The following is a 24,127-nucleotide window of genomic DNA, read 5'->3' on the forward strand; positions in this document are numbered from 1 at the left end:
TGCCTGGGGCTGCTTGGTTAAGCTGGTCGGCCCAAGGAGGTTCCATGTCCCGTCATCACGAATTCACCCAGGGCGCCCGCGATATGCTGCCGATGCTGCTCGGCGCCATTCCCTTCGGCATCATCTTCGGCAGCCTGGCAGGCGCTGCCGGGCTCGATCCCTGGCAGACGCAGGGTATGTCCTTGCTGGTATTCGCTGGTTCGGCGCAGTTCATCGCCATCAGTCTGTTGACCGGCGGTGCCGGTATCGCCGTGGTGTTGCTGACCACCTTCGTGGTCAACCTGCGCCATGCCCTGTATAGCGCCAGCCTGCAGCCATACGTGCGCCATCTGCCCAAGCGCTGGCGCATGCCGCTGGCTTTCTGGCTCACCGACGAGGCCTACGCGGTGGTAGTGCAGCGCTACGCGCGTGGTGACAAGGGCGCCTACCGCCATTGGTACTTTCTCGGCGCGGCCCTGGCCATGTACTGCAACTGGCAGCTGTGCACGCTGGTCGGCGTGCTGTTCGGTCAGGCAGTGCCGAACATCGGTGAGTGGGGGCTGGATTTCGCCATGCTGGCGACGTTCATTGGTATCGTCGTGCCGATGCTGCGCAATCAGCCGCAAGTGGCGGCCGCCCTGGTTGCGGGTGCCGTGGCGCTGCTGTGCCATGCCTTGCCCTACAAGCTTGGGCTGATGGCGGCTGCGGCCAGTGGCATCGTCGTCGGCGTGTGGTTGGAGCGGCGCAATCCGGCGCTGCAGGAGGAGTTGGTCTGATGGATATCTGGTTGCTGATTCTGGGCATGCTGGCGATCACCTTCATCACCCGCTACAGCCTGTTTGCCTTCCCTGATCTGCGCTTTCCGCCGCTGATCAGGCAGGGGCTGCATTACGTGCCGACTGCAGTGCTGACGGCCATTGTGGTGCCCGGCATGCTGATGCCGGACGGACAGTCCTGGATGCTCAGCTGGAGCAACGCCTACCTGCTGGCAGGTGTGGCGGCCATTGCTATCGCGGCGTTCACGCGGCACTTGCTGGCGACCATCGGTGGGGGATTGCTGGTGTTCTTTCTGCTGCGCTGGGCGTTCGGGCAGTTACCGATCTGAGTGGCGCGTGCCTTGGCTTTGCGTAGGGTGCGTTGCGCGCACCAGACAAATACCGCCGTATTCACAGTGTGCGTGGCGCACCCTACCGGGGAGGATCGCTGGAAGCCCGCTACACCAGCGCGCTGACCTTGAGCTCGCGCTGGCTCAAGCGCAGGTACTGTTGGTCAGCCTTGAGCAGTAGCGCGTGGTCGTCGACGCTCAGTTCTTCATGAGCATGACCTTCGGCCTGGCTGCGGTAGAGGCTTTCACCGGGGCGGCGGCGCAGGCATTGGTAGCGCTGCTGGCGTGGTTCCACCTTGAAGCTGAGCATGTCGATATAGGCGACCTGCATCTCATCACTCTGCCCGGTCTCCAGCGCACTGCGTTGCAGGGCTGGGGTGTGGATGAAGGGCGAGGCCGAGAGCATGACATGTTGGCATTGCTGCAGATCGGGACGCGGTACGCCATCGAGCAGCCAGTTGCCGCACAGATCACGCTGCAGGCAGAGGTTGCGCTGGCCGTGGTTGTCGACCTTGAGACAGAGGCGACGGAAGCGCCAGCGCGCGTCGCAATCGATCAGGTAGTTGGCAACGATGCTGTTGCCCTTGATGACCTGCATGAGGTGGCTGGTGGCGTGAATGCCATTGGCATCCTGACTCAGACGCAGCGTTTCCACGCCGGGGGTGTGCCTGGGTTTCCAGACCAAGGTCTGCTGCATCGGTCGACTCCATGCCGAGCGCGAAACAGGAGGGAAGGGCGCTTGCGCGCAGAGCACATTCCCTCGTGCTCCATGTTTGTTGTGGCGCGCAGCATAAAGCGACAGCGATGTGATGTCTGTCAGCTTTTGCTGACAGTTGCGCAGGTTTTTGCGCTATAGATTCAGGCTTTCGGCTTCAGCGGTTGCTGTTCGAACTTCACGCCGTCCAGGCCATGCACCATCAGCGCGCGGATGTTGCCGTGGTCGCTGCCTTGCGGCGTGGCCAGCACGCTGCGGTAGTGCTCGCCGAAGGCACGCAGCGCTTCGTCCTTGCTCAAGCCTTCCAACAGGGCCAGACCCAGAGTCTTGCAGGAGCCTTCGTTCTGGCCCGCGGCGTTTTCCACGTCGCCATTGCGGAAGGCGCTGGGCTGATAGTCATAGTGCTCGGCGACGAAGGCCAGGGTTTCACTGAAGGCGTAGTCGTCCTGCTGCAGGCGGCTGCGCAGTTCTCTCAGGGCGGTCATTCATGCTTTCCTTTGGCAAATGCGGCTTGCTGTTCGGCGGAGGCTTCTTTCTGATATTTGGCTTTCCAGTCGGCATAGGGCATGCCGTATACGGTCTCGCGAGCCTGGTCGGCGCTGACCTCGATACCGAGGTCGTCGGCAGCGGCCTTGTACCATTTGGACAGGCAGTTGCGGCAGAAACCGGCCAGGTTCATCAGCTCGATGTTCTGCACGTCAGGACGGCTGCGCAGGTGCTGCACCAGTGCGCGAAAGGCTGCAGCTTCCAGTTCGAGGCGTTCTTGCTCGGTCATGGTGGGCTCTCCGGTATTAGGTGGCGGCGATGATAAGAGCCTTGCTGGAGAGCGACAAGCCGCTGTCAGCGATGGCCGGCCAGGGTGATGGATACCGACTCGGCGAAACGCAGGGCATGCGGTTTGTCCACTTCCACTTCGGCATAACGCACGGCCTGATGGGTCATCACCAGGTCGAGGATTTCCTGGGTCAGGCGCTCGAGCAGGGCGAAGCGATTGCCTTCGACATGGGCGATGATCGCCTTGGTGATGGTGCGGTAGTTCAGCGCATGCTCGATGTCGTTGACCTCTACCGCATCGACGGCGGGGTAGAGGATGGTTAGGTTGATCAACACGTCCTGCTTGTTGTTGATCTCTTCTTCCTTGATGCCGATGTAGGTGCGCAGGCGCAGGTCCTTGACGCGGATGCGCGCCATTCCGGGTTCCAGTCGCGGCATTAGTTGTTCCGTCCGATCAGTTGCAGGAATTCGTGGCGAGTGTTGCAGGACTCGCGGAAGGCGCCAAGCATCACCGAGCTGCTCATCACCGAATTCTGCTTCTCCACGCCACGCATCATCATGCACATGTGCTTGGCCTCGATCACCACCGCGACGCCAGCGGCGTTGGTCACCTGCTGGATCGCATCGGCGATCTGCTTGGTGAGGTTTTCCTGGATCTGCAGGCGCCGCGCGTACATGTCGACGATGCGCGCCACCTTGGACAGCCCGAGCACCTTGCCGGTGGGGATGTAGGCGACATGCGCCTTGCCGATGAAGGGCAGCAGGTGGTGTTCGCACAGCGAGTACAGCTCGATGTCCTTGACGATCACCATCTCGTCATTGTCGGACTCGAACAGTGCGCCGTTGACGATCTCGTCCAGTGACTGCTGGTAGCCATGACACAGATACTGCATGGCCTTGGCCGCGCGTTTGGGCGTATCGAGCAGACCCTCGCGCTCCGGGTTTTCACCGAGGCCTACGAGAATCTCGCGGTATTGCTGGGAAAGAGGTTGGCTCATGGCAGTGTCCTGAGCAGCCGCTTCACTTGAGGTGGCGGCCGCCGTTGAGGGTAAGGGTCGTTCCGGTTACGTAGGAGTTGTCCAGCAAATAGCGCAGTGTCTGGTAGAAGGGCTGCGGGCCGGGTTCTATGCCCAGCGCCGATTTGGCCAAGGTCTTGGTGCGGTAGGCGTCGTCATCACCATCGTTGAACATCAGCAGTGCTGGCGCGATGGTGTTGACCTTGATGCGTGGAGCAAAACGCGCGGCGAACGACAGTGTCAGGCTTTCCAGGCCCGCCTTGCTGGCGCAGTAGGCGGGGCGATTGGCGCTGCCCTTGCGCACCACGTCGTCACTCACATGCACGATGTCGGCGTGATTCGACTGCAGCAACAGCTCGCTGCAATGCAGGTTGATCAGATACGGCGCGAGCATGTGCACGCTGAACAGCTGGCGAAAGGCATCGGCTTCTTCGCCGGGTGTTTCGGCCTGCCACTGCGAGGCGTTGTGCACGATCGCGCGCAGGCCATTGCACTGCAACTTGACCTGTTCGATGAACGCCATGATGCCGCTCTCATTGCTGAAATCCGCCTGCAGAGCGATGGCGCCGCGCTCACGCAGCCGCGCAATGTCGTCGCGGTTCTGGCGGTAGCTGATGATCACCGGCTGGCCTTCGTCGAGCAGGCGTTCGGCGCAGTAGAGGCCGACCCTCTGGCCGGCGCCGGTGATCAGGATGGGGAAGCTGGCAGCGCTCATGTGCAACTCGTGAGAAAGAAATGAAGGCCTGGCTCGTACCGCCTCGGGATACCTGACCAGTGGCAGGCGCTACTCACCAGACCGTGGATAAAGCTATACCAGAGCTGTAGGTTGTACAACCCTGTGCGACATGTGGTTTTGCTATCAGGCTGAGTAGATTTGCCTATTTTGCTGAGTTTTAAGGGTTTTTACTGAGGAGGTGGAGAAGGGGTTTTTGTACTTCACCTGTACGAATTACTGTTTTTGTACAGATATTGGCTGCTTGTACAACGAAATCGGCCAGCACGAGGCTGGCCGATTGGTAGAAGTGGATGCTTTCAGGGCTTGCCGATGCTGGCGGCTCGCCTGCTCAGGCGCTGCGGATGGTTATCTTGTAGCCAGGGTTCCAGCAGGCGAGTGGAAAGCGGGATGAACCAGTAGGTCATCAGTGGCGTCAAGGCCAGCGTCGACAGCAGCACGCGGGTGACCAGCGAAAGGTCGGCGAGCCAGGGGCCGAACAGCAGGTTGAAGGCCAGGGACACCGGAAAGAACGCCAGCCAGATCGCCACGCTTTGCTTCCAGCGCGGAGCCTGGCGGTGGGCGCTACCGAACCAGGCATCGAGGCCGACTGCGCGCTTTTCCTGCGGTTGGGCGAAAAGTCCCGCACCACGCTGCAGCCACGCCTGGCGCGAAGCGGAATGCTCCCAGGAGGCCATGGTCTGTTCGTCGCTGAAGCGGAAAACGATCTGAAACTCATCGTCATCGGCGGGCGGTGCCAGCACGCCGGAGCCGAGATAGCCCGGAAAGTCGGTTGCCAGGTGTTCGCCTTCACGCAGCCAGGCGATGAAGTCGTGATAACGACCATTGGCGACGCGGCGCGCCACCATCAGGGTTACGGGGGACATTGTGTATCTCCTCGAGTATTGCCGTCAGCCGGGGTGTGGCGTAGGGCGCGATCAAGCACGGGGTGGTGTGCTCGACGAAAATTGCAGCAAGGATTATTCCCGTTTCGTGAAAATTAGCCAGCCCCGCCTGACAAGGGGCTCCAGACGGGTTAAAGGAGAAACCTTGGGCGGGATTTGCACCATTCAAGGGCATGGGCTGTGTGCTATGGTTCGGTGAAGGGCGCCAGGCATGGATAAACATCGCGCTTGAGGCTGCCGTTATCCTTGTTGTTGTGCTTGGTATGGTTTTGTACATATCTTGCACAATGCCAGTGAGCAGTTGCTGGGTTACAATTGCCCAATATTCGTTGCCGTGATGCCCGAAGCCATGCCCGAACTCGCCTCCGTCACATCGCTCGCGTCCAGCGCTTTGAAACAGGAAGAGCTGTTCCCCATTCGCGAGGTTTCCCGCCTTACCGGTGTCAATCCGGTCACCCTGCGTGCCTGGGAGCGGCGTTACGGCCTGATTCAGCCGACACGGACCGATAGCGGCCATCGCCTGTATTCGCAGGCCGACATCGACGCGGTGCGCAGCATCCTCGCCTGGATCGAGCGTGGCGTCGCGGTCAGCAAGGTCGGTTCGATCCTGGCCAAGAGCGCCAGCAGTCGCAGCGTCGCCACGCCGGCCTACAACGAAGTCAGCAGTGACGACTGGAATCAGTGGCAGGGCCAGGTGCGTAGCGCGCTGCAGAACTTCGATGAGCCTAGTCTGGAGCGCTTGTACGGGCAGATCTTCTCCTGCTATCCGCTGCCGGTGGTGTTCCAGGATATTTTCATGCCGGTTTGGCAGGAACTGCTGCTGCGTCAGGACGAAGTCGGCCTGCGCGGCGAGTGGCTGATGCTCGACGGCTTCCTGCGTGGGCGCTGCTGGCAGCGTCTGCAATTGGGGCGTGATGATTCGCGTGAGCGCGTGCTGCTGGTGGCGCTACCTGGCCACTGCCGGGAACTGGAGTTGCTGGTTGCAGCGTTGCTGCTGGGCAATCAGGACGTCGACGTGTCGGTGATGGGGCCAGGCGTACCCATGACCGATCTGGCCCTGGTCTGTGAACGCATGCAGCCCCAGGCGCTGGTGGTCTTCAGCAACCAGCCGCCAGGCGAGGAGTTCCCGCGGCAACTGGCGCGCCTGGCGCTGGGTCTGGAGTGTCCGCTGCTGTTGGCCGGTGACAGTGCCGATCTGGCGGAGGAAAGTCTGGCCGGTTCGCCCATTGCCTGCCTGGGTAATGAGGGACGCCTGATGCAGCGTCGTATGCAGCAGTTTCTGGCTGGCCATCTCGATACCTGAGGTGGTCCAGGCTACTGAGCTTCAGCTGACTGCTGCGGTCTGCGACTGTTGTTCGCTGTGCTGTTCGAACAGGTACTGACGCAGAGTTTGCTCATCTTCCGTATGTAGCGTCTGCAGGCTGTAAGCGTAACGCTTCTGGCTGACGCGTCTTGCGAGCCGCGCGCGCAATTGAACGCGGCGCTCCTGGGGCAAAAGCAGTTGCAGCAACTGATCCTTGGCCGGCGTGCCTGTTTTGCTGTATTCCACCAGGATTCCATTGTTCGATAGCTCCAGCGCCTTCAGGCCACTGGGCTGGTCGCTGTCGTCCAGCAGTGCTAATGCCGTGGGCAGGACAAGACGCCATGGGCGTTCGTTCACCCCTTGTTCGAAGATCAGCGGGGCCCCCAGTTCCAGGCGCGACTGGCTGTGGTCGTCCTGAATCAGGTGCAGGGGAAAGCTCAGATGCTGATTGTCGGTATGGGTGTCCAGGCTTAGCTGTTCTTCGTTGCCCAGGCGAGCCAGCAGCTCACTGAGTCGTTTGCCCAGAGCCAATGGCGGCGCTGCGTCAGGGCGCCGCTTTTGCGGAGGTTTGAAGAGGATCTTCTGGATGAAATCCAGTTCGTCCTGAGTCAGCAGCGGATCGCTTTGCATGGGATGATACTGCACGGGTTCAAACCCATCTGACTGCGCTGACGAAGGATAGTTTTATCCGTTCGTCAGCTTTTCAGGCGCGCCAGCTCGGCCTTCAACTCGGCGACCTCTGCCTCCAGCTCACGCACCCGCTGCTTGGCTTCGACCTGTTCGGTAACATCCTTCTGGATACCGATGTAGTAGGTCAGCTGGTCGCTTTCGTTCAGCACCGGAGTGATCGATAGCTCGTTCCAGAACGCGCCGCCATCCTTGCGGTAGTTACGAATGATCTGTCGGCAGGGCTTGTTCGCCTTGACCGCTTCGCGAATGGCCTGCAGGCCGAGCTGTGCACGGTCAGTGCCCTGCAGGAAACGGCAATCCTGATAGAGGATGTCATCGCAGGGGTAGCCGGTCAGGCGCTCGAATGCCGCGTTGGCGTAGATCAGAATATTGTCTTCGCCCTCCTGCTCGGCCACCACGATCCCATCGTTGGAGGCGTCGACTACCAGTTGCAGCAGTTTGGCATTGATCATGAGTCCGGTTCCGCGATGGTTATGGGCTGCATTCTAAAACATCGGGTCGGGCTGTCCACTTGCGGCATAATGCGCGGCGTTTTTCCTGTTTCCGGAGTTGTCATGAAAGTCGCCATTCTCTCGGGCTCGGTCTACGGTACGGCCGAGGAAGTCGCTCGCCACGCCGAGCGCCAGCTCAAGGCCGCCGGGCTGGATGCCTGGCACAAAGCGAACGTGAGCCTCGAGGAGCTGCTGGCCTTCGCGCCGGACGCCTTCCTTACCGTCACGTCCACCACTGGCATGGGTGAGCTGCCGGACAACCTGCTGCCGCTGTACAGCGAAATCAGAGACCGTTTGCCGGCCTGGAGCGGCAAACCGGCTGCGGTGCTGGCGCTGGGCGACTCCAGCTATGACACCTTCTGTGGTGGCGGTGAACTGATGCGTGAGTTGTATGCCGAGCTGGGCCTGCGCGAAGTGGTGGAAATGCTGCGCCTGGACTCCAGCGAAACCGTCACGCCTGAAACCGATGCCGAACCTTGGCTGCAAGCCTTCGTGGCGGCGCTGAAGGCCTGACGTGCCCCAATACCCCGAGCTGGTTTGACCGGCGATAAAAGCGGCGAATACCTGCCTATCGCACCGCGGCGCGTGAGCGCCGTGACCCGCAAAGCCATCAAGATGGCTGCCTGGGCAACTACCGCCAGCGACGCGCCTGGCTAGACTGCGGACACCACCGACCAACAAGAATATCGAGGTGACCGCCGTGAATGCTCCGCTGAAACTCCCTGCCGTGAAGAATCTGGTTTCCGAGGCCGAATGGCGTGCACGCGTCGACCTCGCCGCCTGCTACCGGCTGATCGCCCTCTATGGCTGGGATGATCTGATCTTCACCCATATCTCTGCCAAGGTACCGGGTACGGAAGATTTCCTGATCAACCCCTATGGCCTGATGTTCCACGAAATCACGGCGTCGAGCCTGGTCAAGGTCGACCTGGCGGGCAACAAGCTGATGGACAGCCCGTTCGACATCAACCCGGCCGGTTACACCATTCACAGCGCCGTGCACGAGGTGCGCCACGATGTCGGCTGCGTGCTGCACATTCACACCCCGGCGGGCATCGCCGTGTCGGCGCAGAAGCAGGGCTTGCTGCCCCTGTCGCAGCAATCGCTGTTCGTCCTCGCCAGCCTGGCCTATCACGGCTATGAAGGCGTGGCGCTGAATCATGACGAGAAAGCGCGGCTGCAGGCGGACCTGGGCGACAAGAACTTCATGATCCTGCCCAACCATGGGTTGCTCACTGCTTTCGGCGGCATCGCCGACGCCTTCCTCGGCATGTTCATCCTGCAGCGTGCCTGTGAGATCCAGGTCATGGCGCAGAGCGGCGGTGCCGAGCTGATCCATATTCCGCAGCAGATTCTCGACGGTGCGCGGGCGATGATCGCCGGTGTGATGAAAACGCCACAGGGCATGGGGGGCTCGCTGCCTTGGCCGGCGCTGCTGCGCAAGCTGGACCAGCAGATGCCGGGTTACGATCAGTGAACGGGCTGCCAGGCATCGCCCTGGATGATTGGCGCGCGCAAAGCCAGGCTTTTCACTTTCGTGGTCACACGATTCGTTACTGGACCGCTGGAGACACGCAAGCCCAGCCGCTACTGCTGATTCACGGCTTTCCCAGCGCCAGCTGGGACTGGCATCGCCTGTGGGCGCCGCTGGCCGAGCGTTACCGGCTGATCGCCTGCGACATGCTGGGCTTCGGTTACTCGGCCAAGCCGCGCGGGCATGCCTACAGCCTGCTGGAACAGGCCGATCTGCAGCAGGCACTGCTGGCCCATCTCGGCGAGCGGCGCGCGGTGCATGTGCTGGCTCACGACTATGGTGACAGCGTTACCCAGGAGCTGATCGCGCGGCATCAGGAGGGGCAACTGCAGCTGGCGGGTTGTGTGTTCCTCAACGGCGGTCTGTTCCCCGAAACCCATCATCCGGTGCGGGTGCAGAAGTTGCTGCTCGGGCCGCTTGGTCCGCTGCTCGGGCGCCTGTTCTCACGACGCAAGCTGGCACAGAGTTTTGCCCGCATCTTCGGCCCGCACACCCAGGCCAGTGAGGCCGAACTGGATGCCCTGTGGCAACTGGTGGCGTACAACAACGGCCCGGCGGTGATGCATCGTCTGATTCGCTACATGCCCGAGCGGCGTCAGCAGCGGCAGCGCTGGGTCACGGCGATGCAGGCCACGACGCTACCGATGCGGGTGATCGACGGCGCCTTCGACCCCATCTCCGGGGCGCATATGGTGGCGCGCTACCGTGAGCTGATCAGTGACCCGGATACGGTGCTGCTCGACGGCATTGGTCACTATCCACAACTCGAAGCGCCGGCGGCGGTACTCGAACATTATCTGCAGTTTCGCAGCACAAGGAGCCCACATGCGTAGACGTACCCTGCTCAAAGGCGCAGCACTGACCAGCGCCGCCGCCCTCGGCGCCGGTTACTGGGCCTTGCCGACTGGCCCGCAGCCCGCGGCCGTCAGTCTGCAGGGTGCGCGCCAGGTGCTGGCTGACTTGCAGGGCAAGACACTACGCAGCGTGCGAGGCTGGAGCCCGAGCCAAGTGTTCAACCACTGTGCGCAGAGCATCGACTATTCCATCGACGGTTACCCCGAGCTGAGGCCAGTCTGGTTCCGCCACAGCCTGGGGCCGGCCGCATTCGCCGTATTCAGCGCGCGCGGTGCCATGCGTCATCCACTGGATGAGGTCATTCCCGGCGCGGCGCCTCTGCTTGAACCGGCCAGCCAGGCCGAGGCCTTGCAGCGCCTGCAGATAGCGTTCGAGCGGTTCGCCAGCCATGCCGGTGAATTGCAGCCACATTTCGCCTACGGTGCACTGAACCATGCCGAGTACGGCCAGGCGCACGTCATGCACCTGTACAACCACCTCAGCCTGATTCGCCTCGCCTGAGGCGCGTATAAGGTCGCATTATCGCTTGTCATTCAGCGCCTGCGCGCGCCTTGTGCCGTCTGCAGGGCTGCCTGACACTCGGGGTATTCGCAATCTGCCTAGGAGCCTGTCGATGAGCGATGCCATCCGTTTCGAAGATCAAGTAGTCATAGTTACCGGTGCTGGCGGTGGTCTGGGCCGTGCCCATGCGTTGCTGTTCGCCCGCCATGGCGCCAGGGTAGTGGTCAACGACCTCGGTGGCAGCACCCACGGCGAGGGGGCCAACGCTTCGGCGGCAGACAAGGTAGTGGAAGAGATTCGCGCCTTCGGTGGGACCGCGGTGGCCAACCATGACTCGGTCACCGATGGCGACAAGATCGTGCAGACGGCGCTGGATCATTTCGGCCGTATCGATGTGCTGGTCAACAATGCCGGCATTCTGCGCGACAAGAGCTTCCACAAGATGGAGGACGCTGACTGGGATCTGGTCTACAGGGTCCATGTCGAAGGCGCCTACAAGACTACTCATGCAGCCTGGCCTCATTTGCGCGAGCAGAACTTCGGCCGGGTCATCTTCACCTCGTCCACGTCTGGTATCTACGGCAACTTCGGCCAGAGCAACTACGGCATGGCCAAGCTCGGCCTTTACGGGCTGACGCGCACCCTGGCCATCGAAGGGCGCAAGAACAACATCCTGGTCAACGCCATTGCCCCGACCGGTGCCACGCGCATGACCGAAGGATTGATCCCGCCGCAGGTGTTCGAACAGCTCAAGCCCGAACTGGTCAGCCCGCTGGTGGTGTACCTCGGCAGCGCCGCCTGTCAGGACACCGGCGGCCTGTACGAAGTCGGCGGTGGCTGGGTGGGCAAGGTGCGCTGGGAGCGCAGCCTGGGCGCGGGCTTCGATCCCAAGGCCGGTTTCAGTCCCGAGGATGTCGCGGCGCAGTGGCAACGTATCTGCGATTTCGAGGGTGCTGCGCACCCGGCCGACAACGTCGAGGCGCTCAAGGAAATGATGGCGAACCTGCAGAAGTACGCGCTCTAGACCACATGCGAGCGCTGAAAGGCCGGTAGCGATCAGGCAACGCGGTGTTTCGTGGTCCGGCTCCGGGGCGAGGCTTGGCCAGGCCATGCAGCTCTGGTTCGCGGCGGGGCGCCGCTCCTACACAGTCGGTATATCGACGCTTGGCTTTTTGTTGAGTAGTACTCGGCTGTTACCTGTCGGAAGAAATAGGGGCGAATAATGGCGTTCCTTCCACCTACCTTCAGGAGACGATCATGGCTGCCAAGAAGATTCTCATGCTGGTCGGCGACTACGCCGAGGACTACGAAACCATGGTGCCGTTCCAGGCGCTGCAGATGGTTGGCCATACCGTGCATGCGGTCTGCCCGGACAAGGTGACCGGGCAGACGGTACGCACCGCCATCCACGATTTCGAGGGCGACCAGACCTACAGCGAAAAGCCCGGCCACAACTTCGCCCTCAACTATGACTTCGCCAAGGTGCGTGCCGAAGATTACGACGCTCTGGTCATTCCCGGTGGCCGTGCTCCTGAATACTTGCGCCTGAATGCCGATGTCATTGCTCTGGTGAAGGCCTTCACCAAGGCCGACAAGCCCATCGCTGCCGTCTGCCACGGTGCCCAGTTGCTGGCGGCAGCAGGGGTGCTGGAGGGACGTGAGTGCAGCGCCTATCCTGCTTGTGCGCCGGAAGTGGCGTTGGCCGGCGGCAAGTACGTGGAAATCCCGGTGGACCAGGCGCACGTGCAGGGTAAGCTGGTCACCGCGCCGGCCTGGCCTGCGCATCCGGCTTGGCTGGCGGCGTTTCTCAAGGTGCTGGGGACTGAAATCCGCTTGTGAGCAGCCGGAGCCCGGATGCAATCCGGGCGCATCATCGCCGGCATTCACGCACTGACTGCACCGGGCTATGGCGCGGGCAAGACGTAGGGCGGGTGCAACCCGCCAGTCCATACGTGGCGGGTTGCACCCGCCCTACCTTTCAGGAGCACGACCGATGTGCGAACTCTATGTGAAGGCCGATCCGATTCTCTACGAGTCGCGCTCACGCTCGTTGCGTATCCGCGGCGTGGTTACCACGCTGCGCCTGGAAAATCAGTTCTGGGACATCCTGCGTGAAATCGCCGAAGTCGATGGCATGACCACCAACCAGCTAATCGCCAAGCTGCATGACGAAGTCATGGATTTTCGCGGCGAAGTGGTCAATTTCGCCTCGTTCCTGCGTGTCAGCTGCACCCGCTACCTGGCACAGAAGGCCGGGCGTCAGGTGCCGCTGAGAGTGGTTGGGGCCAGCGGCTGAATCACTGGTACATCCAGAAGTTCGGGTGTTCCTGCACGTTCGCGGTGGCCGGCTGCTGGCTCGGTTGGGATTGCTGGAAGAAACGTTTGATCAGGCTCATGCGAAGTTACTCCTGTAGCGGCTGTTGAACAGGCGTGCATGATTGGATAAACGCTTCGATTGATGAAACGGATTGTCTCTATCTTGATGATTGGGTATGGCTATAAATGATCATTGAGGCTCGCGATCACTCAAGCAAGGCTGCCGGGACGTCGGGGTAAGCGCACGCTGACCCGCAGGCCGCCGAGCGGCGACTCATCAAGGGCGATACTGCCCTGATGCAATTCAACGACGCGGCGCACGATGGACAAGCCCAGCCCGGCGCCCTGGCCCTCACCAACGCGGAAGAAGCGCTCGAACAAGCGCTCGCGCAATTCCACCGGGACTCCTGGGCCACTGTCGAGCACTTGCAGCACCAGTTCTTGCGGTGTGGCCTGGAGTTGCACCTGAATGCAGCCGCCTGCCGGGGTGTATTGCACGGCATTGCTCACCAGGTTCTGCAACAGGATACCCAGGCTGGGGGCATCCGCCGGCAGGTGGTAGTCGCCTGGTTCCTCAGCGTCGAGAATCAGCTCCTGGCCGCGATTGAGCGCCAGTGGTGTCAGTTCGGCCAACTCGCCACGCAGGAAGGCCAGCAGGTCGAGGTGGTCCATGTTCAGGCGGATGCTGTTGGGATCGAGGCGTGCCAGCGTCAGCAGTTGCGCGACTACGCGGGTCGCGCGGTCGACACCGCTGCCCAATTGCCTCAGCGCCTCTTCACGGTCGCCGGCATCCGGTGCTTCCAGTGCGTTCTGCGCATGAATGCGCAGCACCGCCAGCGGCGTACGCAGCTCGTGGGCGGCATCGGCGATGAAGCGCTTTTCCTGTTCCAGCAACTGGTTGACCTGCATCAGCAGGCGATTGAGCGCGGCGGCCATCGGCTCCAGTTCGTTGGGCAGGGGCGGAAAGACCAGCGGCGCCAGGTTGTCCGGGGCGCGGCCGCGGATGGCATCGGCCATGCGCTTGAGCGGATACAGGCCCCAACCCACGGTCAGCCACAACAGCAGACCGACGATGGGCAGACCGATCAGCAGCGGTTGCAGGCTGCGTCGGGCGATCTTGCCGATCAACTCGCCGCGTACGTCCTCGCGCTCGCCCGCCAGTACCCAGTGGTAGTCGCGGCTGTCATGCAGGACGAACACCCGCCAGTTGTGCTCGCCGATGGTCAGGTTGTGGTAACCGATCAGGTAGCGAGCCAGCTGCGCCAGGCGTTCGCGCATCGGTTGGTCATCATTGGGCAGAGCCAGGCCAAGCTGCTGGATCATGTCGTTGAGCAGGCCGGGTGGCGCGCTGGCAGACTGGAACAGTAGCTCGCCATCGTCGTCGAGCATCTGGAAGGCCAGCTTGCCTTCGTATTCGTGCCCGAACAGGTTCTCCGGATTGCGCGAGCTGTGCAGCAGCAGGGCTTCATCGAGCACTGCCTGCATCTCACGGCGCTCGGTCTCGCTGAGGTCGTGGCGTACCAGGCCCATGAGCAGGCGGGCGGTCTGCGCCAGCTGCGCATCGAACAGCTCGCGTACTTCATGCACCGAGTCGTTGTAGATCTTGTGGCTGATTAACCCGAAGCTGGCCGCTACCAGCAGTAGCAGCAAGGCGAGCAGACGAGTGCGGATGGAGCCGAAGGTTTTCAGCAACCTCATTTGTCCACCAGATAACCGACGCCGCGTACCGTGCGGATCAGTTCCGGGAAGAATTTCTTGCGCAGGTGGTGCACGTGCACTTCCAGGGCGTTGCTTTCCACTTCCTCATCCCAGCCGTACAGCGCCTGTTGCAGCTTGTCGCGAGTCAGTACGCGGCCGGGCTGGATCAGCAACTCGTGCAGCAAGAGGAATTCCTTGCGTGGCAGGTTGATGGTCTGGCCCTGGTATTCGACCACCTGGCTGGCCGGGTCGAGGCTGATACCGCGGTACTCCAGCGCCGGTTGCGGTCGTTGGAAACTACGCCGCAGCAGCGCACGCAGACGTGCCTTGAGCTCGGCGACGTCGAAAGGTTTGATCAGGTAGTCGTCGGCACCGGCATCGAGCCCGGCGATGCGGTCGCTGGTGGCATCACGCGCGGTCAGTATCAGCACCGGCACCGGGTTGGCGTTGGCGCGCAGGTGCTTGAGCACCTGCAGGCCGTCCATGCGCGGCAGGCCGAGGTCAAGAATGGCCAGCTCGAAACTCTCGTGGCTCAGCGCATGCAGCGCGCTGGCGCCGTCCTGCAGCCAGTCCACGGTGTAGCCTTCGGGTTTCAGCGCGGTGCGAATGCCTTCGCCCAGGGCCTGATCGTCTTCGACGAGAAGAATGCGCATGGCAACTCCTGTAGGGATGCGTCCGAGTTACTGGAGTTTACTCTCGACTTGCTGCAAAAGCGCCGTGGCTTCTGCGCGGCGACCGTTGTCAGCCAGTTCGCGGCCAGGACGATCCTTGGCTGCCAGGGCTTTCTCCAGGGCGGCGCGGGCCTCCTCGTAGCGTTTCTGCCGCTGCAGGAAGTCGCCATAGAAGTAATTCGGGTCGAGGCCGTCCGGGTTGATGGCCAGGGCCTGGGTAAGCATCTTCTCGGCCTTCTCGTCATCGCCGAAGCCGATCGGCCAACCCGGAACCTGGTAGTACAGGCTACCGAGGCTGGTGTAGGCCGAGCCGGCCAGGGCTTGCGGATCGATGGCCAGGGCCTGTTCCAGGCTGGCCTTGGCTTCCTTGACCAGGCCCAGGGCGCCAAGACCGCCCTTGGCGCCGGCCTCGGTGCTGAGGATGATGCCGCGCCAGATCAGTAGCTCCGGTGCCTTGGGCTCGCTGGCTAGCGCGGCGTCGGCCTGCGTGACGAGCTTGGCGAAGGCCTCTTCACGCTGCTTCTCCGGCGTCTGGTAGTTGATCTCTGCCCAGCGTGTTTGCAACTGATGCAACTGAGCCTGACCGTTGTCACTGAGGGCGAAGGCGGGCAGGGCGGTGAAGCCGAGGGCGGCGATGATCAGGGTGCGAAATGCGTTCACGGGAAATCTCCTCAGTGCTTGTGACGGGCAAAGCGTTGAATGATCGGCAACTGCTTGCGCAGGGCCTGGTCGACCACGCGTGGCAGCAGACCGTTGAGGCGCACGAACAGGCGTTCCGGCCAGCCCAGGTGACGTTCCTCCTGCTCGCGGCGGATGGTGTCGAGCAGTTCCTCGGCCACCTGCGCGGGGTCGTCCATGGCCACGCCAAGCTCATCGTTCATCGCCACCACGCTAGGGGCGTTCATCGACGTGCGGGTGGCGCGCGGTGCGAAGTAGAGGACGCGTACGTGAGTGTCGGCCAGTTCGCGGCGCAGGGCCTCGGAGAAGCCGCGCACGGCGAACTTGCTGGCACAGTAGGCGGCAAAGCCGGGGTAGCCGATGGCGCCGAAGGTGGAGCCGACGTTGATCACCAGGGCACGCCGTTGCGCGCGCAGCAATGGCAGCAGGCGTTGGGTCAGTTGCAGCGTGGCGGTGACGTTGAGGCCGATCAGCTCGGCGATCTGCTGCTCGTCCTGCTGGTCGAGCAGACCGAAACGGTTGACCCCTGCGGCGTTGATCAGGCAATTGAACCCGCCGAAGTTCTGCGCCGCGGCGAGCAGTGCATCACGGCCGCTGCGGGTGGCGATGTCGGCCTGCACCAGCTGCACGTTCTGCGGGAAGCGTTGCAGCAGCGGTTGCAGAGGTTCCAGGCGACGGCCCACCAGCAGCAGATGGGCACCCTCGCTGGCCAGACGTTGGGCCAAGGCCAGGCCGATGCCACCACTGGCACCGGTGAGCAGGGCACGGCAATCCGTCGGTTGCATGACCTTACTCCTCGCTCGACAGCGGCAGGCTGCGGAACATGTCGCCGTACAGGCGGTAGACGACCTTGGCGGTGTGCACCACGGCGGCCTTGTCATCGTCGTTGTCCAGTTGGTTCATCAGCTTCTTGAAGAACTCGATGTGCTCCAGGTCCAGGCTGCCGTGGGAGTTGAGGTAGCTGAAGGCCTTGTTCGGCAACTGCAGCTTGTCCTGGATGATGCCGGCGGCCTGGGTGGCCAGGGCGATGCTGGTGCCTTCGAGCACGTTGACCATGCCGAAGAAACTCACCGGATTGTGCCGGGCGATGCGGTCGTAGACGTAGGCCACCATCAACTCGGTCGGCAGCTGTGGGGTGCCATGGCGCACCGCTTCTTTATCGGCACCACAGGCGGCGATGTCGTTGAGGATCCACTCCTGGTGGCCGGTTTCCTCCTCGATGTACTCGGCGATGGCCTCGCGCAACCATTCCAGGCGTTCCGGCAGGCGCGCACCGCAGGCCATCAACAGCGGCACGGTGTGCTTGACGTGGTGGTAGGCCTCGGTAAGGAAGGCGATGTAGCTGCGCAGGGCGACCTGGCCGGTCATGGCCTGATGGATGATCGGTGCGCCGAGCAGGTAGTCGCGCTCGGCTTGGGTCTGGGCCAGCAGGGATTCATAGAAGCTCATGCGTGTACTCCTTCTGCCACCAGGTCATGGATGGCGCTTTGGTAATGGTTGAACAGGGCAGCGCGGCGCAGGCGGCCATTGGCTGTAGCCAGGTCATTGCTCGCGCTGAAAGAGGCATCGGCGCGCAACCAGTGGTGCACGCGGGCGTAGTCCGGCAGGCCGTGATTGACGGCGTCCACGGCTTTCTGCAACTGCGCATCGGGGGTGTTGGCGAAGCGCGGCACCAGCACCGCGACGTTGGCTGGCAGCGCCTCGCCGTGCAGCCAGGCCTGGGCGATGGGCAGCTGTTGCACCAGCTCGGACTCGACCCATTCCGGGTTGACGTTGCGCCCGAAGGCGGTGATGAACTGATGTTTCTTGCGCCCGTGCAGCACCAGAAAACCGTGCTCGAAATGACCGAGATCGCCGGTGCCCAACCATTCGCCTTGCGGCGCCGGCTCACCGAGGTAGCCAAGCATGCGGGCGCCCTTGACCAGCACTTCGCCGTCAGTTGCCAGGCTCACCTGCAGGTGGCCAAGCGGCTGGCCGGTGCTGCCGATGCGGCGCTGTTCGGGCGTGTTCAGGCAGACAACCGAGGCGCACTCGGACAGCCCGTAACCCTCGAAGATCGGCAGGCCCAGCGCGTCGGCACGCTGTAGTAACTGCGTAGAAACGCGGCCGCCGCCGACGGCGACGAAACGCAGCGAAGTCGGCAGTGGCAATTTGCGCTCGCCTGCGCTGACCAGCGCCAGCAGCAGTTGCGGCAACAGGATCAGACTGTGCGGTTGAGCGGCGTGCAGCGCCTGGAGAAAGCGCGCCAGGTCGAAGCCACTGGCACCGGTCAGGCCGATCTGGGCCATGGGCATCAGTTCGATCCGGGCGCCGGCCAGCAGCGGCGCGTAGACCCCAGCGATGTTCTCCAGCAGGGTCGCCAGCGGCAGGATGCACAGGTGCCGCTGCACCTCGCGGCTGGCGCTGGCCTTGATCAGGCTGTCGGCCACCGCCAGTTGCGTGTCCAGATCCAGGCACACGCCCTTGGGTTGGCCGGTGGTGCCGGAGGTATAGGTGATCTTGCAGGTGTTCTGGTGCAGCGCCGCAGGTTGCGCCACCGAACGGCGATGGATATCGGCCTCCACGGTCGCGAAGCCAGGTGCGCGTGTGCCGATCAGGCAGTCGATGCCGGCACTGTCGAGCACATGACGCTGCTGGTCGGCGGAGAAGAATGCTGGAACCGGTACGCAGACCAGGCCGGCGTGCAGCACAGCCAGGTCCCACAGCACCCAGTCGATACCGTTGTCCAGGGCCAGCGCCACGCGGTGGGCGCCGAGGGCGCGCAGGTGCCTGCCGCGCGCGGCGACCGCGCCGAGCATTTCGGCATAGGTCAGGGTACGTTCGCCTTCGGCCAGGGCGATGTGCGTACCGAACTCGCCGAGGCGGGTGAAGAAGGATTCAGCTGCAGACCACATGGGGCATGTCCTCCAGGGCATAGAGTGGTTGGTGACCGAGACGGGGGTAGGCGCCCAGTTGCAGCAGACGCTGATGGCCGCCATGGATGTCGCCGGCCATGACCAGCGGGCGGCTGTCGTAGTAACTGCCCCAGTCGGCCAGCTCTTCGCCCATGCGGGTCGGGTCTGCCTCGCCGAGGGCGATGGGGGTCAGGCCCAGGCGCTGGAAGCTGTTGAGCAGCGTCGGCGTACCGGTGAAGGTGACCCAGCGAAAACCCAGGGCTACCAGCAAGTCGGTCAGCGCAACGATCAGCAGACGCGCCGCGCCGGGGCTGTCAGCGGCCAGGTTGCCGACTTCCACCACCTCGCCACGACCGGGTTCGACATGACCCAGGCGGGCGCCGATAGCGGTTTCGATCGGCTCGTTCAGGTAGCGCTCGAGAAACAGCGCCCCGCTATTGCCACCGCGCACGCCCACCGCACCGAGCAGTTGCCCGGCCTGGTTTTCCAGGCCGAACAGGCAGGGCATGAAGTGGCGTATGCGAGCGCCGTGCTGCAACTCGAAGCGCTGGCGGATGAACTGCTCCAGCATTTCGCGCCGCGCGCTGCCAGGGGAAGCCAGGTGGAGTTCGTAACTATCGCCGCGCCCGATACGAGCAACGGGACGATCATGATGCGCCCAGGGTAGTTCCATGCTCGGAACCTCGGTGATGAACCTGGGGCCAATTGTGTGAGTGGTTGGCTTAACGCTGTATTAAGACTTTGCAAAATCTTTCGGGCGCCGCGCTATCGCGAATGCATGTGTATTGATGTTCATGGGCTGGTGAGCGGATAAGGTTCACGCTGAGCAGGCCATCGCTGTCAGGATCGGCAGTCGAATGTTTTTAGGCATTCAGGGAGGAAAAAATGACGCAAGCCAAGGCTGACCCCAAGCTGCAACCTCTGCTCACCGAACTGGCCGAGCTGATCCGCCAGGCGCGGCAGCAGGCAGTGCGGGCCGTGGATACGATTCAGGTGCAAACCTGCTGGGAAGTGGGCCGGCATATCGTCGAGTTCGAGCAGGCTGGGCAGGCGCGTGCCGCCTACGGCAAGAAGCTGCTGCCGACGCTGGCCAGTGAGCTGACGGCTGAGTTCGGTAAGGGCTTCGATGCCTCTAACCTGCGCTACATGCGTCTGTTCTACCAAGCTTTTCCGATTCGTGACGCACTGCGTCACGAATTGAGCTGGACGCACTATCGCATCCTGCTCAAGCTGGACAGCGACAGTGCACGGCAGTGGTACATGAACGAGGCCGCGACGCAGAATTGGAGCACTCGTGCGTTGGAGAGGCAGATCGGTACGCTGTATTACGAGCGCCTGCTGGCCAGCCAGGATCGCGCGGCGGTCGAGCAGGAGGCGGCGAGCAAGCTGCAGGCCCTGGGCAAGAGCCCGCGTGAGTTCGTGCGCGATCCTGTGCTGCTGGAGTTCCTCGGCCTGCCCAATGCCGGCACCATGCTGGAGGGCGAGCTGGAGCAGGCGCTGATCGACCAGTTGCAGAGCTTTTTGCTGGAACTGGGCAAGGGTTTCGCCTTCGTCGGCCGGCAGCAGCGCATCAGCACCGAGAGCAAGGATTTCTATATCGACCTGGTGTTCTACAACTACCTGCTCAAGTGCTTCGTCATTTTTGACCTCAAGCGCGGCGAGCTGACCCATCAGGACATCGGCCAGATGGACATGTACGTGCGCATGTTCGATGACCTCAGGCGCGGCCCGGAAGATGGCCCGACCGTGGGCATCATACTCTGTGCGCAGAGGGATGCGTCAGTGGTGCGTTATTCGGTGCTGCAGGGCAATGAGCAACTGTTCGCCAGCAAATACAAGCTGGTGTTGCCCAGCGAAGAAGAGCTACGGGCCGAGCTGGATCGGGAGCGAGCGCGGCTGGCCGAGCAACGTGGGCTGTACTGGGTTCACTGAGCTGGGAGGGGGTTGTGCATCAGGGCACCGAGCGGCTGCCAGGCTCGGCCCCGGGCCTGAGGATATTCAGCCGACCTGCGCAACCCAGTCATTGAGGTTGTAGTAGTTGCTGATGCGCGCGACCTTGCCGTTTTTGATCTCGAAGAAGGCGCCGGCCGGCAGCACATAGGTCTGGCCATTGGCCGGCGGCAGGCCCTCGTCGTTGGCCAGGTATTCGCCGTGTACCACGAACTCGGCAGCGGCGCGGTCGCCTGCAGCGTTCTGCATGACCACGATGTCATCCAGGCGCTCGCGGTAGCAACGGTTCATCTTGTTCATGAAAGCGGCGAAGGTGGCCTTGCCGACCTGACGTTCACCCTGGTTGATGTCGTGCACCACGTCGTCTGCCAGCAGGTCGAAGAAGGCGGGCATGTCGCCGGCGTTGAAGGCAGCGTAGTAGGCCTGAACCAGTTCGGTGGCGGTCATGGCTAAGTTCCTTTCGTGGCGTGGTTAGTGGTTCGTTGGCCCGCATGATAAGTTCACCGTTTACCGCTGGTATAGCTGCTGGCGTCACCCTGTTGCTGGCGAGCGACTGCAATGGATATCCGACTGCTCCGGGGGGCGGAGATCGAACCCCATATCGACGACCTGGCGCGCCTGCGCATCCAGGTGTTCCGCGAGTTTCCCTACCTCTACGACGGCAACCTCGACTACGAGGCCGAATACCTGGCCACCTACGTGCGCAGTGCCGATAGCCTGTGCGTGCTGGTACGTGACGAGGGGCGTGTGGTCGGCGCGTCCACGGCACTGCCGCTGGCTGATGAAACCGAGGAATTTCAGCAGCCATTCACCGCCGCGGGCTGGAATCCGGCGCGGATTTTCTACTGCGCCGAATCGGTGGTCCTGCCGGCCTGGCGCGGGCGTGGCCTGGGCATGCGCTTCTTCGTCGAGCGCGAGGGCCATGCACGCGCGTTGGGCGGTTTCGACTGGTGCGCCTTCTGCGCCGTGCAGCGCCCCGTCGATCATCCGCGGCGGCCAGCCGACTATCAACCGCTGGACGCCTTCTGGGCGCGCCGCGGCTATCGCCATCACCCCGAATTGCACACCTATTACCACTGGCGCGATCTGGATGAAGCCGAGGAGTCGGCCAAACCCATGTCGTTCTGGTTGAAGGAGCTCGCGTCATGATCAAGGTCGCCGCCTGCCAATATCACATCGACTTGTTCGCCACCTGGGACGCTTATGCCGAGCATCTCACCACGCTGTGTGAGGACGCAGCCGGGCAGGGCGCCGAGCTGCTGCTGCTGCCGGAATACGCTGGCCTGGTGCTGACCGGCCAGTTGCAGGAAGCCGAGCGCGGCGATCTGCATGGCTCCATCGCCGGCATCCAGCCGCTGCTGCCACGCTGGCTGGAACTGTGCGAGAGCCTGGCGCGGCGGTTGAGTATCTACCTGCAGCCCGGTTCGGTGGCGGTGCTGGATGATGACGGCATCTACCGCAATCGCGCCTGGCTGTTTGGCCCGGACGGCTGTCTGGGCACTCAGGACAAGCTGATCATGACCCGCTTCGAGCTTGAGCAGTGGCACATCGCAGCGGGTAACGGGCTGAAGGTGTTCGATACCGCGCTGGGCAAGCTGGGCATCCTGATCTGCTACGACAATGAATTCCCCCTGCTGGCGCGCCGGCTGGCCGAAGACGGCGCCGACCTGATCCTCGCGCCCAGCTGTACCGACACCGAGGCCGGCTTCTACCGGGTGCGCATCGGCTGTCAGGCCCGCGCCCTGGAGAACCAGCTTGCCGTGCTGCACGCCTCGACCGTCGGCCTCGCGCCCTGGTCGCCGGCGCTGGACGAGAACTACGGCCGCGCCGCCCTCTACGTCCCCTCCGACTACGGCATGCCGCCCAGCGGCGTGCTCGCCGAAAGCCCGGAACTCTGCCCGGCGCAAAGCCGCTGGCTGATCGCCGACCTGGACCTGGACGAGGTCCGTCGCGTACGTGAGCAGGGGCAGGTGTTCACCCGACGGGATTGGCCGGAGCAGTTCGGAGCAGGGTAGTAAGGTCGGTTCCTCTGCGGACGCGAGGGATACGCCCGCGCAATGCTCGGCCAATTGTGGTTCATCCCCGCGTATGCGGGGAACACGGCTGCGGTGCCGTCAGACCAGCCCAGCGCCCACGGTTCATCCCCGCGTATGCGGGGGAACACGTAAACAGCCGCGCCATGCTGTTCATGTCGAGCGGTTCATCCCCGCGTATGCGGGGAACACCGGATTCGCCATCTTCAGCTCGAAGTTGGCTCCGGTTCATCCCCGCGTATGCGGGGGACACGCCGTATGTTTGTTCTGGACGTCCAGCATGCGCGGTTCATCCCCGCGTATGCGGGGAACACATATCGCAAGAAAGCCCTCGCCTCCATGGCGGCGGTTCATCCCCGCGTATGCGGGGAACACACCTGCCAGCGCCTATGGCTAAGCCAGATACCCGGTTCATCCCCGCGTATGCGGGGAACACCATCTCTATCCGAGAACTCCCCGGCAACCACGCGGTTCATCCCCGCGTATGCGGGGAACACGCATTCATGCCGCTGCTGCCCACCAAGGAGGACGGTTCATCCCCGCGTATGCGGGGAACACGTGCAGCCGCCCAGTGTGAAGCATGGCGAGGACGGTTCATCCCCGCGTATGCGGGGAACACAACTGCAGGCCGAACTGGCGGCCCTGCGTGCGCGGTTCATCCCCGCGTATGCGGGGAATACTACCACTCAGCGCAGAACAGCACGCGAGCACGCGGTTCATCCCCGCGTATGCGGGGAACACGGAGCCAGCTGTGACAGTGCGGAGGTGTTCTCCGCGGTTCATCCCCGCGTATGCGGGGAACACGTGAACCGCACCGAGCACGACGTATCCCGCGCCGGTTCATCCCCGCGTATGCGGGGAACACGCGCGTGCTGGAGCCGTCCGTGGGCGTGGGCAAGGTTCATCCCCGCGTATGCGGGGAACACCTGATCAGTTGGGCAGCCAGGATCAGCCGGATCGGTTCATCCCCGCGTATGCGGGGAACACCTCCCTCCCCGCTGCACTGCGCGCCCCAGGTGCGGTTCATCCCCGCGTATGCGGGGAACACGATACGCTGGATAAGGCCGGAAATTGACGGCACGGTTCATCCCCGCGTATGCGGGGAACACCCGGGTCCGGGGTGGCGTCGATGGGCCGTATGATGCGGCCGAGTACGGTTCATCCCCGCGTATGCGGGGAACACGCCCGCACTCAGCCCCACATGATCGCCCGAGGCGGTTCATCCCCGCGTATGCGGGGAACACGGCGTCGATGGGCCGTATGATGCGGCCGAGTACGGTTCATCCCCGCGTATGCGGGGAACACGC

At 63.0% G+C, this 24,127-nt stretch carries 30 protein-coding genes and 1 CRISPR repeat array; of the genes, 13 read left to right on the forward strand and 17 right to left on the reverse strand.

Annotated elements, in window-relative coordinates; genetic code table 11:
* Nucleotides 1-44 precede the first annotated feature (44 nt).
* Together DBO86_RS17605 and DBO86_RS17610 are read left to right on the forward strand one after the other, a co-directional pair.
* Nucleotides 45-755 carry an AzlC family ABC transporter permease gene (locus DBO86_RS17605; protein WP_104728929.1) on the forward strand — a complete coding sequence of 237 codons (711 nt, stop codon included), beginning with the start codon at nt 45-47 and terminating at the stop codon, nt 753-755.
* The gene (locus tag DBO86_RS17610) at nt 755-1,084 is read left to right on the forward strand and encodes an AzlD domain-containing protein (RefSeq protein WP_084340564.1); all 330 of its coding nucleotides are present in this window, start codon (nt 755-757) and stop codon (nt 1,082-1,084) included. The genes DBO86_RS17605 and DBO86_RS17610 overlap by 1 nt, the downstream gene beginning before the upstream one ends.
* A gap of 109 nt (nt 1,085-1,193) precedes the next feature.
* Here DBO86_RS17610 and DBO86_RS17615 read toward each other — a convergent pair whose 3' ends face one another.
* The 7 genes from DBO86_RS17615 to DBO86_RS17645 all read right to left on the reverse strand — a co-directional run bounded on the left by DBO86_RS17615 (nt 1,194) and on the right by DBO86_RS17645 (nt 5,188).
* Complete coding sequence (locus DBO86_RS17615) at nt 1,194-1,781, reverse strand: putative glycolipid-binding domain-containing protein (protein ID WP_108234373.1); 588 nt, start codon at nt 1,779-1,781, stop codon at nt 1,194-1,196.
* 161 nt (nt 1,782-1,942) lie between these two features.
* Complete coding sequence (locus DBO86_RS17620) at nt 1,943-2,284, reverse strand: HopJ type III effector protein (protein WP_003462467.1); 342 nt, start codon at nt 2,282-2,284, stop codon at nt 1,943-1,945.
* Nucleotides 2,281-2,574 carry a DUF1244 domain-containing protein gene (locus tag DBO86_RS17625; RefSeq protein WP_074856234.1) on the reverse strand — a complete coding sequence of 98 codons (294 nt, stop codon included), beginning with the start codon at nt 2,572-2,574 and terminating at the stop codon, nt 2,281-2,283. The genes DBO86_RS17620 and DBO86_RS17625 overlap by 4 nt, the downstream gene beginning before the upstream one ends.
* Nucleotides 2,575-2,639: 65 nt before the next feature.
* Nucleotides 2,640-3,011, reverse strand: a complete 372-nt coding sequence (gene folX, locus DBO86_RS17630; protein ID WP_003462464.1) for a dihydroneopterin triphosphate 2'-epimerase — start codon at nt 3,009-3,011, stop codon at nt 2,640-2,642.
* Nucleotides 3,011-3,571: a GTP cyclohydrolase I FolE gene (folE, locus tag DBO86_RS17635; protein WP_003462453.1), complete on the reverse strand. Its 561-nt coding sequence runs from the start codon at nt 3,569-3,571 to the stop codon at nt 3,011-3,013. The genes folX and folE overlap by 1 nt, the downstream gene beginning before the upstream one ends.
* 22 nt (nt 3,572-3,593) lie before the next feature.
* The gene (gene folM / locus DBO86_RS17640) at nt 3,594-4,304 is read right to left on the reverse strand and encodes a dihydromonapterin reductase (RefSeq protein ID WP_074856236.1); all 711 of its coding nucleotides are present in this window, start codon (nt 4,302-4,304) and stop codon (nt 3,594-3,596) included.
* Between the two features lie 317 nt (nt 4,305-4,621).
* The gene (locus DBO86_RS17645) at nt 4,622-5,188 is read right to left on the reverse strand and encodes an antibiotic biosynthesis monooxygenase (RefSeq protein WP_074856238.1); all 567 of its coding nucleotides are present in this window, start codon (nt 5,186-5,188) and stop codon (nt 4,622-4,624) included.
* A gap of 367 nt (nt 5,189-5,555) precedes the next feature.
* Between DBO86_RS17645 and DBO86_RS17650 the strand changes: the two genes are divergently transcribed.
* On the forward strand, nt 5,556-6,509 hold the full coding sequence (locus DBO86_RS17650) for a MerR family transcriptional regulator (protein WP_104729019.1): 954 nt from the start codon (nt 5,556-5,558) through the stop codon (nt 6,507-6,509).
* Nucleotides 6,510-6,530: 21 nt separating this feature from the next.
* On the opposite strand, the gene DBO86_RS17655 is transcribed toward DBO86_RS17650, so the two are convergent.
* The gene (locus DBO86_RS17655; RefSeq protein ID WP_108234374.1) at nt 6,531-7,139 is read right to left on the reverse strand and encodes a hypothetical protein; all 609 of its coding nucleotides are present in this window, start codon (nt 7,137-7,139) and stop codon (nt 6,531-6,533) included.
* Between the two features lie 65 nt (nt 7,140-7,204).
* Nucleotides 7,205-7,651 (reverse strand): PAS domain-containing protein, encoded by a 447-nt coding sequence (locus DBO86_RS17660; RefSeq protein ID WP_084340568.1) that lies wholly within the window; start codon nt 7,649-7,651, stop codon nt 7,205-7,207.
* Between the two features lie 102 nt (nt 7,652-7,753).
* On the opposite strand from DBO86_RS17660, the gene DBO86_RS17665 reads away from it, so the two are divergent.
* The 7 genes from DBO86_RS17665 to DBO86_RS17695 all read left to right on the forward strand — a co-directional run bounded on the left by DBO86_RS17665 (nt 7,754) and on the right by DBO86_RS17695 (nt 12,876).
* A complete protein-coding gene (locus DBO86_RS17665) occupies nt 7,754-8,203 on the forward strand; it encodes a flavodoxin (protein ID WP_003462436.1) in 450 nt (149 codons plus the stop codon).
* 187 nt (nt 8,204-8,390) lie between these two features.
* On the forward strand, nt 8,391-9,167 hold the full coding sequence (locus DBO86_RS17670) for a class II aldolase/adducin family protein (protein WP_003462432.1): 777 nt from the start codon (nt 8,391-8,393) through the stop codon (nt 9,165-9,167).
* Complete coding sequence (locus tag DBO86_RS17675; protein ID WP_108234375.1) at nt 9,164-10,057, forward strand: alpha/beta fold hydrolase; 894 nt, start codon at nt 9,164-9,166, stop codon at nt 10,055-10,057. Before DBO86_RS17670 ends, DBO86_RS17675 begins: the two co-directional genes overlap by 4 nt.
* Nucleotides 10,050-10,580 (forward strand): DUF1569 domain-containing protein, encoded by a 531-nt coding sequence (locus DBO86_RS17680; RefSeq protein ID WP_074856242.1) that lies wholly within the window; start codon nt 10,050-10,052, stop codon nt 10,578-10,580. The genes DBO86_RS17675 and DBO86_RS17680 overlap by 8 nt, the downstream gene beginning before the upstream one ends.
* 112 nt (nt 10,581-10,692) lie before the next feature.
* A complete protein-coding gene (locus DBO86_RS17685; RefSeq protein ID WP_108234376.1) occupies nt 10,693-11,604 on the forward strand; it encodes an SDR family oxidoreductase in 912 nt (303 codons plus the stop codon).
* 233 nt (nt 11,605-11,837) lie between these two features.
* Nucleotides 11,838-12,419, forward strand: a complete 582-nt coding sequence (locus DBO86_RS17690) for a DJ-1/PfpI family protein (protein ID WP_108234377.1) — start codon at nt 11,838-11,840, stop codon at nt 12,417-12,419.
* A 154-nt stretch (nt 12,420-12,573) separates the two neighbouring features.
* Nucleotides 12,574-12,876 (forward strand): ribbon-helix-helix domain-containing protein, encoded by a 303-nt coding sequence (locus DBO86_RS17695; RefSeq protein ID WP_017675012.1) that lies wholly within the window; start codon nt 12,574-12,576, stop codon nt 12,874-12,876.
* Between the two features lie 230 nt (nt 12,877-13,106).
* Here the strand turns inward: DBO86_RS17695 and DBO86_RS17700 are convergent, their stop codons facing one another.
* Genes DBO86_RS17700 through DBO86_RS17730 form a run of 7 tightly spaced genes read right to left on the reverse strand, consistent with a single transcriptional unit; the run spans nt 13,107 to nt 19,510 of the window.
* Nucleotides 13,107-14,594, reverse strand: a complete 1,488-nt coding sequence (locus DBO86_RS17700; RefSeq protein ID WP_108234378.1) for an ATP-binding protein — start codon at nt 14,592-14,594, stop codon at nt 13,107-13,109.
* Nucleotides 14,591-15,247: a response regulator gene (locus DBO86_RS17705; RefSeq protein ID WP_003462410.1), complete on the reverse strand. Its 657-nt coding sequence runs from the start codon at nt 15,245-15,247 to the stop codon at nt 14,591-14,593. The genes DBO86_RS17700 and DBO86_RS17705 overlap by 4 nt, the downstream gene beginning before the upstream one ends.
* 27 nt (nt 15,248-15,274) lie before the next feature.
* Nucleotides 15,275-15,925, reverse strand: a complete 651-nt coding sequence (locus DBO86_RS17710; protein ID WP_108234379.1) for a tetratricopeptide repeat protein — start codon at nt 15,923-15,925, stop codon at nt 15,275-15,277.
* Between the two features lie 11 nt (nt 15,926-15,936).
* Nucleotides 15,937-16,728: an SDR family oxidoreductase gene (locus DBO86_RS17715; RefSeq protein ID WP_108234380.1), complete on the reverse strand. Its 792-nt coding sequence runs from the start codon at nt 16,726-16,728 to the stop codon at nt 15,937-15,939.
* A gap of 4 nt (nt 16,729-16,732) precedes the next feature.
* On the reverse strand, nt 16,733-17,392 hold the full coding sequence (locus DBO86_RS17720; protein ID WP_108234381.1) for an iron-containing redox enzyme family protein: 660 nt from the start codon (nt 17,390-17,392) through the stop codon (nt 16,733-16,735).
* Nucleotides 17,389-18,837 (reverse strand): AMP-binding protein, encoded by a 1,449-nt coding sequence (locus DBO86_RS17725; protein WP_108234382.1) that lies wholly within the window; start codon nt 18,835-18,837, stop codon nt 17,389-17,391. The genes DBO86_RS17720 and DBO86_RS17725 overlap by 4 nt, the downstream gene beginning before the upstream one ends.
* Nucleotides 18,821-19,510 carry a thermostable hemolysin gene (locus DBO86_RS17730; protein WP_108234383.1) on the reverse strand — a complete coding sequence of 230 codons (690 nt, stop codon included), beginning with the start codon at nt 19,508-19,510 and terminating at the stop codon, nt 18,821-18,823. Before DBO86_RS17730 ends, DBO86_RS17725 begins: the two co-directional genes overlap by 17 nt.
* A gap of 212 nt (nt 19,511-19,722) precedes the next feature.
* On the opposite strand from DBO86_RS17730, the gene DBO86_RS17735 reads away from it, so the two are divergent.
* A complete protein-coding gene (locus DBO86_RS17735) occupies nt 19,723-20,769 on the forward strand; it encodes a PDDEXK nuclease domain-containing protein (RefSeq protein WP_108234384.1) in 1,047 nt (348 codons plus the stop codon).
* Nucleotides 20,770-20,835: 66 nt separating this feature from the next.
* On the opposite strand, the gene DBO86_RS17740 is transcribed toward DBO86_RS17735, so the two are convergent.
* Nucleotides 20,836-21,234 (reverse strand): nuclear transport factor 2 family protein, encoded by a 399-nt coding sequence (locus DBO86_RS17740; RefSeq protein ID WP_108234385.1) that lies wholly within the window; start codon nt 21,232-21,234, stop codon nt 20,836-20,838.
* A gap of 111 nt (nt 21,235-21,345) precedes the next feature.
* Here DBO86_RS17740 and DBO86_RS17745 point away from each other — a divergent pair, with 111 nt between their 5' ends.
* Nucleotides 21,346-21,936 (forward strand): N-acetyltransferase, encoded by a 591-nt coding sequence (locus tag DBO86_RS17745; RefSeq protein WP_003462394.1) that lies wholly within the window; start codon nt 21,346-21,348, stop codon nt 21,934-21,936.
* Entirely contained in the window at nt 21,933-22,802 is an 870-nt protein-coding gene (locus tag DBO86_RS17750) for a carbon-nitrogen hydrolase family protein (RefSeq protein ID WP_108234386.1), read from the forward strand. Before DBO86_RS17745 ends, DBO86_RS17750 begins: the two co-directional genes overlap by 4 nt.
* 57 nt (nt 22,803-22,859) lie before the next feature.
* A CRISPR array of direct repeats spans nt 22,860-24,125; the repeat unit is 29 nt; unit sequence CGGTTCATCCCCGCGTATGCGGGGAACAC.
* Nucleotides 24,126-24,127 lie beyond the last annotated feature (2 nt).

It is taken from the genome of Ectopseudomonas oleovorans (assembly GCF_003052605.1).
Classification (GTDB): domain Bacteria; phylum Pseudomonadota; class Gammaproteobacteria; order Pseudomonadales; family Pseudomonadaceae; genus Aquipseudomonas; species Aquipseudomonas oleovorans_A.

Excerpts from the sequence above, each read along its gene's own strand:
- DBO86_RS17725 (WP_108234382.1), bottom strand. The coding sequence starts at position 18,837 with ATGTGGTCTGCAGCTGAATCCTTCTTCACCCGCCTCGGCGAGTTCGGT.
- DBO86_RS17665 (WP_003462436.1), top strand. The coding sequence starts at position 7,754 with ATGAAAGTCGCCATTCTCTCGGGCTCGGTCTACGGTACGGCCGAGGAA.
- DBO86_RS17700 (WP_108234378.1), bottom strand. The coding sequence starts at position 14,594 with ATGAGGTTGCTGAAAACCTTCGGCTCCATCCGCACTCGTCTGCTCGCC.
- DBO86_RS17625 (WP_074856234.1), bottom strand. The coding sequence starts at position 2,574 with ATGACCGAGCAAGAACGCCTCGAACTGGAAGCTGCAGCCTTTCGCGCA.
- DBO86_RS17650 (WP_104729019.1), top strand. The coding sequence starts at position 5,556 with ATGCCCGAACTCGCCTCCGTCACATCGCTCGCGTCCAGCGCTTTGAAA.
- DBO86_RS17715 (WP_108234380.1), bottom strand. The coding sequence starts at position 16,728 with ATGCAACCGACGGATTGCCGTGCCCTGCTCACCGGTGCCAGTGGTGGC.
- DBO86_RS17685 (WP_108234376.1), top strand. The coding sequence starts at position 10,693 with ATGAGCGATGCCATCCGTTTCGAAGATCAAGTAGTCATAGTTACCGGT.
- DBO86_RS17690 (WP_108234377.1), top strand. The coding sequence starts at position 11,838 with ATGGCTGCCAAGAAGATTCTCATGCTGGTCGGCGACTACGCCGAGGAC.
- DBO86_RS17655 (WP_108234374.1), bottom strand. The coding sequence starts at position 7,139 with ATGCAAAGCGATCCGCTGCTGACTCAGGACGAACTGGATTTCATCCAG.
- DBO86_RS17615 (WP_108234373.1), bottom strand. The coding sequence starts at position 1,781 with ATGCAGCAGACCTTGGTCTGGAAACCCAGGCACACCCCCGGCGTGGAA.
- DBO86_RS17680 (WP_074856242.1), top strand. The coding sequence starts at position 10,050 with ATGCGTAGACGTACCCTGCTCAAAGGCGCAGCACTGACCAGCGCCGCC.
- DBO86_RS17645 (WP_074856238.1), bottom strand. The coding sequence starts at position 5,188 with ATGTCCCCCGTAACCCTGATGGTGGCGCGCCGCGTCGCCAATGGTCGT.
- DBO86_RS17610 (WP_084340564.1), top strand. The coding sequence starts at position 755 with ATGGATATCTGGTTGCTGATTCTGGGCATGCTGGCGATCACCTTCATC.
- DBO86_RS17750 (WP_108234386.1), top strand. The coding sequence starts at position 21,933 with ATGATCAAGGTCGCCGCCTGCCAATATCACATCGACTTGTTCGCCACC.
- folM (WP_074856236.1), bottom strand. The coding sequence starts at position 4,304 with ATGAGCGCTGCCAGCTTCCCCATCCTGATCACCGGCGCCGGCCAGAGG.
- DBO86_RS17695 (WP_017675012.1), top strand. The coding sequence starts at position 12,574 with ATGTGCGAACTCTATGTGAAGGCCGATCCGATTCTCTACGAGTCGCGC.
- DBO86_RS17735 (WP_108234384.1), top strand. The coding sequence starts at position 19,723 with ATGACGCAAGCCAAGGCTGACCCCAAGCTGCAACCTCTGCTCACCGAA.
- DBO86_RS17720 (WP_108234381.1), bottom strand. The coding sequence starts at position 17,392 with ATGAGCTTCTATGAATCCCTGCTGGCCCAGACCCAAGCCGAGCGCGAC.
- folE (WP_003462453.1), bottom strand. The coding sequence starts at position 3,571 with ATGAGCCAACCTCTTTCCCAGCAATACCGCGAGATTCTCGTAGGCCTC.
- DBO86_RS17620 (WP_003462467.1), bottom strand. The coding sequence starts at position 2,284 with ATGACCGCCCTGAGAGAACTGCGCAGCCGCCTGCAGCAGGACGACTAC.
- folX (WP_003462464.1), bottom strand. The coding sequence starts at position 3,011 with ATGCCGCGACTGGAACCCGGAATGGCGCGCATCCGCGTCAAGGACCTG.
- DBO86_RS17660 (WP_084340568.1), bottom strand. The coding sequence starts at position 7,651 with ATGATCAATGCCAAACTGCTGCAACTGGTAGTCGACGCCTCCAACGAT.
- DBO86_RS17730 (WP_108234383.1), bottom strand. The coding sequence starts at position 19,510 with ATGGAACTACCCTGGGCGCATCATGATCGTCCCGTTGCTCGTATCGGG.
- DBO86_RS17740 (WP_108234385.1), bottom strand. The coding sequence starts at position 21,234 with ATGACCGCCACCGAACTGGTTCAGGCCTACTACGCTGCCTTCAACGCC.
- DBO86_RS17605 (WP_104728929.1), top strand. The coding sequence starts at position 45 with ATGTCCCGTCATCACGAATTCACCCAGGGCGCCCGCGATATGCTGCCG.
- DBO86_RS17745 (WP_003462394.1), top strand. The coding sequence starts at position 21,346 with ATGGATATCCGACTGCTCCGGGGGGCGGAGATCGAACCCCATATCGAC.
- DBO86_RS17705 (WP_003462410.1), bottom strand. The coding sequence starts at position 15,247 with ATGCGCATTCTTCTCGTCGAAGACGATCAGGCCCTGGGCGAAGGCATT.